The following is an 11,847-nucleotide window of genomic DNA, read 5'->3' as shown; positions in this document are numbered from 1 at the left end:
GACACGGCCTGCCAGGCGCAAGGAGACCGATGACGATCTACCCCGACCACCTCGATCCGGAGCTCGTCGACCGTCTGGTCGCCTCCGGCGGCGGGGCACTCACCCGCAAGATGGGCATCGAATTTCTGGAGCTGTCGGCGTCGCATTCCGTGGCGCGCATGCCCGTTGAGGGCAACACCCAGGTCGTCGGCCTGCTGCACGGTGGTGCGCATCTCGTACTCGGTGAGGCGCTGGGGTCGATCTCGTCGGCCATCCATGCCGGTCCGGGTCGGGTGGCGATGGGGATCGAGATCAACGCGTCGCATAGCCGGGCAGTGACGAGCGGCTGGGTGGTCGGCACGTGCACCGCGCTCAACCTGGGTCGCACCCTCGCCACGCACGAGATCGTGGTGCGAGATGAGGACGGCAACCGACTGTCCACGGTGCGGATGACCAACGTGCTCCGCGACCAGCGCGCAGAGCCGGTCGGCGGTTAGCCCGAACCCGCTGGATGAGTAGCACGAGCGCGAAGCGGTCGTGCATGAGAGCGGTTGCGAAGCGACCCCTCCGGTACGAGGAATCAGCGCCGCGCATCGAAACCCGCTTCGGTAGCGGCGGGGCGGATGCGAACCACCGACGCGCGCGCGGTCCAAAGTTGCATCACGGGTGAGCGTCGCGCAGTCGCGCCGCTGAAAGTTGCTCGAGCGGGTGAACGTTCAGCCGCTGTCGTAACTTTGGGGCGCGCCGACCCGGCCAGCCGATGCCGCATGCAACGTCCCGCCGCGCGCGCGGCTGTGAGTTACACGGCGTGATCGAACTTCACCGAATGAAGACCGCTGACGCGCCGGAATGCCGGAGGAACTGCCGCTCCGGTGCGGGAAACTGACTCATCCCGCGCTGATCGGGTGAAACATCCGTCATTCCGATGAATGCAGACGCAAGCATTCGGAGGAACTGAGTTCCGTCTCGTGCGGAAACAAGCCGCTTCGTACGGCTCGCGACCTACTTCTTGGCGCTGAGCTGCTCGATGATCGCCTGGGCGACATCGTGCATGGTGAGGCGACGGTCCATCGACGCCTTCTGGATCCAGCGGAACGACTCGGGCTCGGTGAGGCCCATCTTCTCGTTCAGCAGGCCCTTGGCCCGGTCGACGAGCTTGCGGGTCTCGAAGCGCTCGACCATGTCGGCGACTTCGGCCTCGAGGGTGATGATCTGCTGGTAGCGGCTGAGCGCGATCTCGATCGCCGGCAGCAGGTCGTTCGGGGTGAACGGCTTCACCACGTAGGCGAGAGCGCCGGCCTCGCTGGCGCGCTCGACGAGTTCCTTCTGGCTGAACGCCGTGAGCAGCACGACCGGGGCGATGTGGTTCTTCGACAGTCGCTCGGCCGCGGAGATGCCGTCGAGCTGCGGCATCTTGACGTCCATGATGACCAGGTCGGGGCGGAGCTCGGTCGCCAGGGCGACCGCGGTCTCGCCGTCTCCGGCTTCACCAACCACCTCGAATCCGTTGTCACGAAGCGTCTCGACAATGTCGAGGCGGATCAGCGATTCGTCTTCGGCCACGACGACGCGGCGGGGTGCGGTGGTAGAAGGTGTTTCCTGGTCGTTCACGGATAAGAGCCTACGGTATTGTTTCCCTCGTTGTTACTAGCCGGTGTGGCGGAATGGCAGACGCGGAGCACTCAAAATGCTTTGTCGAAAGACGTGTGGGTTCGAGTCCCACCACCGGTACTTTTCCTCAGTTTCCCCCTGGCGCTAGCGGTCCGGCCTCGCGCCAGTGAAGTTCCAGTAGCGCGGGGCCGAAACGCTAGCGCCCGGCTTCCCCTGCGGGATCATCGGGGCGCGCTGCTTTTAGACTCGGACGCATGGCTCGACTGGTCGTCGTGCTCCCGCTGGAGCCGTTACGCATCGGCCAGCGGTTCGCTGTGCACCACTGGCCGCTGCACGTGACGGTGCTGGCGCCGTTCACGACGCACGCCTCCCCCGACGAGGTGGCCACGGTGATCAGCAGGACAACGGACGGTCAGCAGGCCATCCGCGCGGTTGCCGGCCACGACGAGCTGTTCGGCCGCAGGCATGACGTGCCGGTGACCGTCCTGGTGCCCAACGGCGCACTCGACACGCTGCACCGCACCCTTGTTGACGCGGTGCGTCCGTATGCGGCGTCGCCGGATGAGCCAGCGTTCCGCGGCACCGGGTTCCGCCCGCATGTGACCGTCAAGGCTCACGGACGAGTGCTCGCCGGCGATCGGATGCTGCTGGAGCAGCTCGCCGTGGTCGACATGTCGCCGCGGTCGGATCCGCGTGGCCGGTCCGTGCTCGCGGTGCACGACCTGCCTCGCATTTGAGATTTCAGCTGCGGACTACGGGGAGCCCGGATGCTTCCCACTCCATGATTCCACCGGCGACGTTGACCGCGTCGTAGCCGTTGTGTTCGAGGTAAGCGGCGACCCGGGCGCTGCGCGCACCCGACCGGCACAGCACATACAGGGTCTCGTCGTGCGGGAGTTCCTCGATGCGGCTCTCGATTTGGCTCATCGGGATGAAGGTGACGGCATCCACGTGCACCTCGTCGAACTCGGACTGCTCACGCACGTCAACGATCGTCGCGGCGGAGCCGAGTGCCGCCAGGTCTGTCACGGTGATTTCATTCATCGACAAAGAGCCTAATCGCCGCTGTCTGTGAGGAGCGCGGAATAGCGGATGCCGATACCCGGTTGCCGACAACAAGCTCAGCTGCGCAATAGCCGGCCGTGACCGGTTCAACGACGAAAGGCCGCCATGCTCGCGATCGACCCCAGCACCGAATTCGGAACCCGGGTGCAGTCCCGGCTCGCCGAAGAGCCAGTTCTCTGGTTGACCACCGTTGACAGGCACGGCACCCCGCAACCGACGCCGGTGTGGTTCCTCGCTGTCGAGGCCGCGAGCGGAACCGAGGTGCTGATCGCCAGCCAGCCGTCGACGGCGAAGCTGCGGAACGTTGCCTCCCGGCCGCGGGTGGCGCTCAATCTGAACGCGACACGGTCCGGTGGCGACGTCGTCGTGCTGACGGGGGCGGCGACGCATGACGAGTCAGGCTTCACCGCCGAGGAACTCGGCCGTTACGACGCGAAGTACGCCGGCGACATCCGTGAATTGGGAATGACCTCCGAGCAGTTCCATTCGGACTACTCGGAGGTCATTCGCGTGCGCGTTGAAAAGCTGCGCGGTTTCTAGCCCTAAACCTCGTGCTTGGCTGCTTCGGTTTCGGCCCAGACCGGCGCGGCCGCGTTCACGGCATCGCCGACGCGGTGCACCCGCACGTCGTTCGTCGAGCCGCTGATGCCTGGAGGCGATCCGGAGATCACCACCACACTGTCACCTTCCTCGGCGAGGCCCTTGCCGAGCAGGATCTCGTCGACCTGCTTGAACATGTAGTCGGTGTGCTTGACCCGGTCAACGAGGAAGGCCTCGATGCCCCAGGTCAGCGACATCCGCCGCCGGATTCCGGCGTCGGGCGTGAACGCCTTCATCGGGATCGAGGACCGCAGCCTCGACATCCGCCGGGCCGAGTCGCCCGACTCGGTGAATACGCACAGGTACTTGGCGCCGACGAAGTCGGCAACCTCGGCGGCGGCGAGCGTGATCGCGCCACCCTGGGTGCGCGGCTTGGTGCCAAGCGGCAGGATGCGCTCGAGGCCGTGCTCCTCGGTCGAGGCGACGATGCGGGCCATGGTCTGCACCGTGATCACCGGGTACGCGCCGACACTCGTCTCACCACTCAGCATCACGGCATCCGCGCCGTCCAGCACGGCGTTCGCGACGTCGGAGGTTTCCGCGCGGGTCGGGATCGGGTTGGCGATCATCGACTCGAGCATCTGGGTGGCCACGATCACCGGCTTCGCCATCCGGCGGCACAGTTCGACTGCCCGCTTCTGAACGATCGGCACCGCTTCGAGGGGCAGTTCGACGCCCAGGTCGCCGCGGGCGACCATGATGCCGTCGAACGCGTCGATGATCTCTTCGAGGTTGTCGACCGCCTGCGGCTTCTCGATCTTCGCGATGACGGGGATCTTGCGATTCTCCTCGCGCATGATCTCGTGCACCCGGGTGACATCCTCGGCGCTCCGCACGAACGAGAGGGCGATGTAGTCGGCGCCGAGCTTCAGGCCCCAGCGCAGGTCGTCCTCGTCCTTGCCCGACAGCGCGGGCACGTTGACCGCGACGCCGGGCAGGTTGATGCCCTTGTTGTTCGACACGGCACCGGCCACCACGACGCTCGTGGTGACGACTACGCCGTCGGTCTCGATGACTCGCACCTTGACCTTGCCGTCATCGATCAGCAGGAAGTCGCCGGGCTTCACATCCTGAGGCAGACCCTTGAACGTCGTCGAGACGATTTCCTTGGTTCCCGGGACATCCTCGATCGTGATCTTGAAGATGTCGCCGACGGCGAGCTCGTGCGGGCCGTCCTCGAACTTGCCCAGCCGGATCTTCGGGCCCTGCAGGTCGACCAGGACGGCGGTCGGCCGCTCCAGGTCTTCGGCGGCCTTACGCACGTTGGCGTAGACCTCTTCGTGCACGGCGTATGTGCCGTGGCTGAGGTTCATTCGCGCGACGTCGACACCGGCTTCAAGAATGGCCCGGATGTCTTCATAACTGGAGGTTGCAGGCCCCAGCGTCGCGACGATTTTCGCTCGTCTCATGAGTTCCTAACAGTGGTGGTGATGGTGGTAGATGGTGTTGCTCAGACGGCGATTGCCTGATCGGTTGGTCTCACCGGGGAAGGCAATTGCGTCTCCCCTTCAAGGTACCGATCAACTGCGGCCGCCGCCGCCCGTCCCTCAGCGATAGCCCAGACGATGAGCGATTGGCCGCGGCCCGCGTCACCGGCGACAAAGACGCCGGGCTCGTTGGTCTGGTACTGGCCGTCTCGCTGAAGATTGCCGCGCTGGTCGAACGGGAGGCCGAGGTCCTCGTCGAGGTGTTCGCGCTCCGGGCCGGTGAACCCGAGGGCGAGCAGCACCAGGTCGGCGGGGATCTCGCGTTCGGTGCCCGACTTCGGCACCCGGCGGCCGTCGAGGTATTCGGTCTCGGCGACGCGGATGGCCCGCACCTCGCCGGCTTCGTTGCTCAAGAACTCCACCGTGGAGGCCAGGTAGACCCGTTCGCCGCCCTCTTCGTGGGCGCTCTGCACCTCGAACAGGTTCGGGAAGGTCGGCCACGGCTGGCTGGCATCGCGCTCTGCGGGCGGCTGCTTGCCGATCGCCAGGTTGGTGACGCTCAGCGCGTGCTGCCGGTGGGCGGTGCCGATGCAGTCCGCTCCGGTGTCGCCGCCGCCGAGGACCACCACGTGCTTGCCCTCCGCGCTGATCTGGTCGACCACGTCATCGCCCGCGATGACCTTGTTCTGCGCGACCAGGTAGTCCATGGCGAAGTGCACGCCGAGCAGGTCACGCCCGGGGATCGGCAGATCCCGCGGCACGGTGGAACCGGTGGCGACCACCACGGCGTCGTAGCGCTGCTTGAGGTCGGCCCAGCTGATGTCGACGCCGATCTCGACCCCCGCGCGGAAGCGGGTGCCCTCGGCCTGCATCTGCGTCAGGCGCGCCTCGATCTGCTTCTTCTCCATCTTGAAGTCCGGGATGCCGTACCGCAGCAGCCCACCGATCCGGTCGTCCCGCTCGAACACCGCGACGGTGTGACCGGCGCGGGTGAGCTGTTGCGCGGCGGCCAGGCCGGCGGGGCCGGAGCCGACCACGGCGACGGTCTTGCCGGTCAGTCGCTCCGGCGGATGCGGGGTGACCCAACCGTTCTGGAAGGCCTGGTCGATGATCGACACCTCGACCTGCTTGATGGTCACCGGCGGCTGGTTGATACCGAGCACGCAGCTCGCCTCACACGGCGCCGGGCACAACCGTCCGGTGAACTCCGGGAAGTTGTTCGTGGCGTGCAGCCGCTCGATCGCCTCGCGGCCTTCGCCGCGGTACATCAGGTCGTTCCACTCCGGAATCAGGTTGCCGAGCGGGCAGCCCTGGTGGCAGAACGGGACACCGCAGTCCATGCACCGGCCGGCCTGGCGGCGCAGCTGGCTGGGGTCGCCCTGTTCGTACACTTCCTTCCAGTCCATCAACCGTACGGAGACGGGTCGGCGGGCAGGGAGTTCGCGTTCGGTCGTCTTGAGGAAGCCCTTCGGATCAGCCACCGGTCACCTCCAGAATTCGGGTCCAGACGGCACTCGAGTCAGGGTCGTCCCCGACATCGACCGCATCCTGACGGATGGTCATCACGGCCGCGTAATCACGCGGCAGGACTTTCACGAACCGGGCCATGGTCTCGTCCAGGTTGGCGAGCATGTGCGCGGCCAGCGCCGAGTCGGTCTCGGCGCTGTGGCGGATAAGCAGATCGGTGAGGATCTCGACATCCCCGGCCCCGAGCGGAAGCAGCTCCAGCTCCCCGGTGTCCAACGCCTCCGTGTTCACCAGTTCGCGCTTCAGGTCGTGCACATAGGCGGTGCCGCCGGACATGCCGGCGCCCAGGTTCCGGCCGGTGGTGCCGAGGATGACGGCCAGGCCACCGGTCATGTACTCCAGAGCGTGATCGCCGACCCCCTCGACGACGGCGGTGGCACCGGAGTTGCGCACCAGGAACCGTTCGCCGACGACACCGCGGATGAACATGCTGCCCTGAGTGGCGCCGTAGCCGATCACGTTGCCGGCGATCACGTTGCGTTCCGCGGCGAACACGCTCGCCCGGTCGGGACGCACGACGACCTGACCACCGGACAGGCCCTTGCCGACATAGTCGTTCGAGTCGCCCTCCAACCGCAGGGTGATCCCGCTCGGCAGGAAGGCGCCGAAGGACTGACCGGCCGAGCCGTGCAGTGTCACGTCGATCGAGCCGGCCGGCAGGCCGTGTTCGCCGTGCCGCTTGGTGACCTCGTGGCCGAGCATGGTGCCGACCGCGCGCTCGGTGTTGCGGATCGGCAACTCAATCGAGACAGTGCCGCCGTGCTCGATCACGCTGTGAGCCTGCGCGATGAGCTGGTTGTCGAAGTGCTCGTCCAACTCGTGGTGCTGGGGTCGCTGGTTCGCGCGGGGCTCGTCGTCGGCGAATGCCGGCCCGACGAGCATCGGCGCGAGGTCCATGCCGGAGGCCTTCCAGTGCTCGATGGCACCGTCGACATCCAGCACCTCGGTGTGACCGACGGCTTCCTCGATCGAGCGGAAGCCCAGTTCGGCGAGGTACTCGCGCACCTCCTGGGCGATGAACTCGAAGAAGTTGATCACGAACTCGGGCTTGCCGGTGAACCGGTCCCGCAGCACCGGGTTCTGCGTGGCGACGCCGACCGGGCAGGTGTCCAGGTGGCAGACGCGCATCATGATGCAGCCGGAGACGATCAGCGGCGCGGTGGCGAAGCCGAACTCCTCGGCGCCGAGCAGGGCGCCGATGATGACGTCGCGTCCGGTCTTCAGCTGGCCGTCGACCTGCACCACGACCCGGTCGCGCATGCCGTTCAGCATCAGCGTCTGCTGGGTCTCGGCCAGTCCGAGCTCCCATGGGGTGCCCGCGTGCTTGAGCGAGTTCACCGGGCTGGCGCCGGTTCCGCCGTCGTGGCCGGAGACCAGGATGACGTCGGACAACGCCTTCGCCACGCCGGCCGCGACCGCCCCGATCCCCGATTGGCTGACCAGTTTGGTGTGGATCCGGGCGGACGGGTTGGCGCGCTTCAGGTCGAAGATCAGCTGCTTGAGGTCTTCGATGGAGTAGATGTCGTGGTGCGGCGGCGGCGAGATCAGGCCGACGCCCGCGGTCGCGTGCCGGGTGCGAGCAATCCACGGGTACACCTTGGTCGGCGGCAGCTGGCCGCCTTCGCCGGGCTTGGCCCCCTGGGCGAGCTTGATCTGGATGTCGTCGGCGTGGGTGAGGTACATGCTCGTCACACCGAACCGGCCCGAGGCGACCTGCTTGATCGCACTGCGGCGTTCCGGGTCGGTCAGGCGCGCGACATCCTCACCGCCCTCCCCGGTGTTCGACTTCGCACCGAGTCGGTTCATCGCGATCGCGAGGGTGGTGTGTGCCTCTTCGGAGATCGAGCCGTAACTCATCGCGCCGGTGGAGAACCGTTTCACGATCGAGGACACCGACTCAACCTCGTCGATCGGAACCGGCTTGCGGTCCGACGCGAACTTGAATAGGCCGCGCAGCGTCATCAGGCTCTCGGCCTGGTCGTCGACGAGCCTGGTGTACTCGCGGAAGATGTCGTACCGGCGGGTGCGGGTGGAATGCTGCAACCGGAACACGGTTTCCGGGTTGAACAGGTGCGGGGCTCCGTCACGGCGCCACTGGTACTCGCCTCCGGTCTCGAGACGTTCGTGCGCGAGCGCGGACGGGACCTCCGGATAGGCCGAAGTGTGCCGGTCGAGGTTCTCCTGGGAGATGACGTCGATGCCCACGCCGCCGAGCTGTGTGGTGGTTCCGGTGAAGTACCTGTCGATGAACTCGCGGCTGAGCCCAATCGCCTCGAACGCCTGGGCGCCCGCGTACGAGCTGACCACCGAGATGCCCATCTTCGACATGATCTTCAGCACGCCCTTGCCGAGCGCCTTGATCACGTTGCGGACGGCTTTCTCCGGGGTGAGCCCGGTGATCACGCCACGGCGGACGAGGTCTTCGCAGGTCTCCATCGCCAGGTACGGGTTGATGGCGGATGCCCCGTAGCCGATCAGCAGCGCGACATGATGCACCTCGCGCACGTCGCCGGCTTCGACGATGAGCCCGACCCGCAGGCGCTTCTCGGCGCGGATCAGGTGATGGTGCACGGCCGCGAGCATCAGCAGCGACGGGATCGGCGCAAGGTCCTTGGTGGAGTCACGATCGGACAGCACGATGAACTCGGCGCCGTCCTCGATGGCTTCATCCACCTCGGCGCACATCGCGTCAATGCGCTTCTCCATGGCGTCAAGGCCCGCGTCGAACCGGTACAGGCCCTTGATGGTGCGGGTCACCCGGTTGCCCGGTCGTGGGTCGATGTGCTGGATCTTGGCCAGTTCGTCGTTGTCGATGACCGGGAAGTCAAGGATGACCTGGCGGGTGTGCTTGGGCCCTGCGGACAGCAGGTTGCGTTCCGGTCCGAGGCCGAGGCTCATCGAGGTGACGACCGCTTCGCGGATGGAGTCCAGCGGCGGGTTGGTGACCTGCGCGAACTGTTGCACGAAGTAGTCGAAGAGCAGCCGGGGACGCTCGGACAGCACCGCGATCGGGGTGTCGGAGCCCATCGCGCCGAGTGGCTCGGCTCCCGTGCGCGCCATCGGCGCGAGCAGGATCCGTACTTCCTCTTCGGTGTACCCGAAGGTGCGCTGACGGCGGGTGACCGACGCGGGCGTGTGCACGATGTGCTCACGCTCGGGAAGGTCCTTGAGGTTGATCCGGCCGGCGTCCAGCCAGTCGCCCCACGGTTCGGCCGCGGCCAGTTCCGCCTTGATCTCGTCGTCCTCGATCAGTCGGCCGGCCTCGGTGTCGACCAGGAACATCCGGCCGGGGCGCAGGCGTCCCTTTCGGACGACCTTGCTCGGGTCAACGTCGATCACACCGATTTCGCTGGCAAGCACCACCAGTCCGTCGTCGGTGACCAGGAACCGACCGGGGCGGAGACCGTTCCGGTCCAGGGTGGCGCCGACCAGCGATCCGTCGGTGAAGGTCAGCGCTGCTGGTCCATCCCACGGCTCCATCAGCATCGAGTGGAACTCGTAGAAGGCGCGGCGGGCAGGGTCCGCGTCCTGCTGGTTCTCCCACGCCGCGGGAACCATCATCATCATCGCGTGCGGCAGCGAGCGGCCGGACAGGGTGAGCAGTTCGAGCACTTCGTCGAACGAAGCGGAGTCGGAGCCGCCGTCGGTGATGATCGGCAGGAGCGGACGCAGGTCGCCGAGCACCTCGGACTCGAGCTGCGACTGGCGGGCGCGCATCCAGTTCCGGTTGCCCTGCACGGTGTTGATCTCACCGTTGTGGGCCATCATCCGCAGCGGCTGCGCCAGCGGCCAGGATGGAAACGTGTTGGTGGAGTACCGCGAGTGCACCAGCGCGAGCCGGGACGCGAACCGGTCGTCGCTGAGGTCTGGGTAGAACGGCTCGAGCTGCAGCGTGGTGACCATGCCCTTGTAGGTGATGGTGCGCGCGCTGAGCGAGGCAAAGTAGACGTTCTGTTCGTGCTCGGCGCGCTTGCGGAGCCGGTACACGATCCGGTCGAGTTCGATGCCCGCCGGGATCGAGGCCGCGGTCTCGCCGAGCGCGCTCGTCACGAACAGCTGCTCGAAGGCGGGCATGGCCTCACGGGCCAGGTTGCCGAGCACGTCGGCGTTCACCGGCACTTCGCGCCAGCCGAGCACGGCCAGGTTCTCCTCGGCGGCGATCCGGGCGATCTCCTGCTTCGCCCGGTCCCGCTCGGCGTCGTCGGTGGGCAGGAATGCCAGGCCGGCGGCATAACGGCCCAGTGCGGGCAGCTCGAAGGCGGTCACCGCGCGGAGGAACGCATCCGGCATCTGGCTGAGGATGCCTGCACCGTCGCCGGTGCCGGCGTCTGAGCCGACCGCGCCGCGGTGCTCCAGGTTGCGGAGTGCGCCGAGCGCGGTCTCGATGATGTCGTGGCCTGCACTGCCCCGGAGCGTGGCGACCATGGCGAGGCCACAGGCGTCCTTCTCGAACTTCGGGTTGTACAGGCCTGCTGCTGGCGGCGCAGCACTGAATCGTTCAAAGGGTGGCGTGAGTGCCATGTGGATCCGTCCTCACGAGTCGAAGCTCTTCAGGGACGTCGCTGGCCCGTAGGTGGGGGAAGGGAGAGGTTCCGTGGTGAGAACCGATTAGTCCTGGCGAGTGGCCCCACTTGTGGCGGGCGTTTCGGCGTTGCCGTCGTCAGACGGACTGACAGCGTCATCGCCGTCATCGTCGCGATCGGAGTAGATCGCGTCAGAGTTTACAACACCGGTCCCGGGGACCCATTCGCGTCCAGCCACGTACGGGCTCGGCTCAATACCGGGGTGCCGGCGGCGCTGCACGATGATGATCACCGCACCGACGATGACGGCGAAGATCGCAGCCCAGACGTTGGTGCGCAGCCCTGCGAACACCTCGCTCGGGTCGATGCGGATCGACTCGAAGACGATGCGGCCGAGGCCGTACCAGATCAGGTAGACGCCGAGCACCTTGCCCCACTGCAGGCGGTAGCGCCGCTCGAGGAAGAGGATGACCGCCACGCCGGCCACATTCCAGATGATCTCGTACAGGAAGGTGGGGTGGAACAGGGTGCCCTCGGGCAGCCCGGCCGGGAACGCCGGGTTGCTGGATTCGATCTCCAGGCCCCAGGGCAGGTCGGTGGGCAGGCCGTACAGTTCGTGGTTGAACCAGTTGCCGAACCGGCCGAACGCCTGTGCCAGCAGGAGGCCGGGAGCCACCGCGTCGGCGAAGGTCCAGAACCGGATGCCGCTGAACCGGCAGCCGATCCAGGCGCCCACGGCGCCACCGGCCAGTGCGCCGAAGATGGCGATGCCACCCTCCCAGATGTAGAACACCGAGAGCAGGTTCTGGCCGGCGAAGTAGTCATCCGGGTGGGTTATCACGTGGAAGATGCGCGCGCCGACGATCCCGAACGGGATCGCCCAGATGATGATGTCGAGCACGACGCCCGGCTCGGCCCCGCGACGGGTGAGCCGCTGGTGGGTCATCACAGTCGCGACCACGATGCCGAGCAGGATGCACAGCGCGTAGGCGTGGATGTTCACGTCGTAGCCGAACCAGGTCAGGCCGATGTCCCGCAGCCACTGGCCCAGGTTGAAGACACGCCACGACTCATCGGGGCTCGGGATGCTGACAGGAGCGATCACGGCTGTGACA

At 66.8% G+C, this 11,847-nt stretch carries 9 protein-coding genes and 1 tRNA gene; 4 read left to right on the top strand and 6 right to left on the bottom strand.

Annotated elements, in window-relative coordinates:
• The first annotated feature begins 29 nt into the window (after positions 1-29).
• Positions 30-476: a hotdog fold thioesterase gene (locus GO591_RS06755; protein WP_198295579.1), complete on the top strand. Its 447-nt coding sequence runs from the start codon at positions 30-32 to the stop codon at positions 474-476.
• A 505-nt stretch (positions 477-981) separates the two neighbouring features.
• Here the strand turns inward: GO591_RS06755 and GO591_RS06750 are convergent.
• Positions 982-1,590: an ANTAR domain-containing response regulator gene (locus tag GO591_RS06750; protein WP_157156116.1), complete on the bottom strand. Its 609-nt coding sequence runs from the start codon at positions 1,588-1,590 to the stop codon at positions 982-984.
• Between the two features lie 39 nt (positions 1,591-1,629).
• On the opposite strand from GO591_RS06750, the gene GO591_RS06745 reads away from it, so the two are divergent.
• Both GO591_RS06745 and GO591_RS06740 read left to right on the top strand, forming a co-directional pair.
• Positions 1,630-1,710, top strand: a tRNA-Leu gene (locus GO591_RS06745).
• Between the two features lie 134 nt (positions 1,711-1,844).
• Positions 1,845-2,327, top strand: coding sequence for a 2'-5' RNA ligase family protein (locus GO591_RS06740; RefSeq protein ID WP_157156115.1), 483 nt, complete (start codon positions 1,845-1,847; stop codon positions 2,325-2,327).
• Positions 2,328-2,331: 4 nt separating this feature from the next.
• On the opposite strand, the gene GO591_RS06735 is transcribed toward GO591_RS06740, so the two are convergent.
• Positions 2,332-2,634: a rhodanese-like domain-containing protein gene (locus GO591_RS06735; RefSeq protein ID WP_157156114.1), complete on the bottom strand. Its 303-nt coding sequence runs from the start codon at positions 2,632-2,634 to the stop codon at positions 2,332-2,334.
• Between the two features lie 126 nt (positions 2,635-2,760).
• Here GO591_RS06735 and GO591_RS06730 point away from each other — a divergent pair, with 126 nt between their 5' ends.
• On the top strand, positions 2,761-3,195 hold the full coding sequence (locus tag GO591_RS06730; RefSeq protein ID WP_157156113.1) for a TIGR03667 family PPOX class F420-dependent oxidoreductase: 435 nt from the start codon (positions 2,761-2,763) through the stop codon (positions 3,193-3,195).
• A 2-nt stretch (positions 3,196-3,197) separates the two neighbouring features.
• Here GO591_RS06730 and pyk read toward each other — a convergent pair whose 3' ends face one another.
• From pyk to lgt, 4 genes are all read right to left on the bottom strand, one after another.
• Positions 3,198-4,664 (bottom strand): pyruvate kinase, encoded by a 1,467-nt coding sequence (gene pyk / locus GO591_RS06725; RefSeq protein ID WP_157156112.1) that lies wholly within the window; start codon positions 4,662-4,664, stop codon positions 3,198-3,200.
• Positions 4,665-4,705: 41 nt separating this feature from the next.
• Positions 4,706-6,163 carry a glutamate synthase subunit beta gene (locus GO591_RS06720; protein ID WP_157156111.1) on the bottom strand — a complete coding sequence of 486 codons (1,458 nt, stop codon included), beginning with the start codon at positions 6,161-6,163 and terminating at the stop codon, positions 4,706-4,708.
• The gene (gltB, locus tag GO591_RS06715) at positions 6,156-10,730 is read right to left on the bottom strand and encodes a glutamate synthase large subunit (protein WP_157156110.1); all 4,575 of its coding nucleotides are present in this window, start codon (positions 10,728-10,730) and stop codon (positions 6,156-6,158) included. Before gltB ends, GO591_RS06720 begins: the two co-directional genes overlap by 8 nt.
• Positions 10,731-10,817: 87 nt before the next feature.
• A complete protein-coding gene (gene lgt / locus GO591_RS06710) occupies positions 10,818-11,837 on the bottom strand; it encodes a prolipoprotein diacylglyceryl transferase (protein ID WP_370455341.1) in 1,020 nt (339 codons plus the stop codon).
• Positions 11,838-11,847 lie beyond the last annotated feature (10 nt).

Origin of the sequence: Diaminobutyricimonas sp. LJ205 (genome assembly GCF_009755725.1) — a bacterium.
Classification (GTDB): Bacteria; Actinomycetota; Actinomycetes; order Actinomycetales; family Microbacteriaceae; genus Ruicaihuangia.
This window is presented reverse-complemented; position numbering and strand designations above follow the sequence as displayed.

Coding starts and splice junctions, on each gene's coding strand:
- GO591_RS06740 (WP_157156115.1), top strand. CDS start 1,845: ATGGCTCGACTGGTCGTCGTGCTCCCGCTGGAGCCGTTACGCATCGGC.
- GO591_RS06755 (WP_198295579.1), top strand. CDS start 30: ATGACGATCTACCCCGACCACCTCGATCCGGAGCTCGTCGACCGTCTG.
- gltB (WP_157156110.1), bottom strand. CDS start 10,730: ATGGCACTCACGCCACCCTTTGAACGATTCAGTGCTGCGCCGCCAGCA.
- GO591_RS06735 (WP_157156114.1), bottom strand. CDS start 2,634: ATGAATGAAATCACCGTGACAGACCTGGCGGCACTCGGCTCCGCCGCG.
- GO591_RS06730 (WP_157156113.1), top strand. CDS start 2,761: ATGCTCGCGATCGACCCCAGCACCGAATTCGGAACCCGGGTGCAGTCC.
- pyk (WP_157156112.1), bottom strand. CDS start 4,664: ATGAGACGAGCGAAAATCGTCGCGACGCTGGGGCCTGCAACCTCCAGT.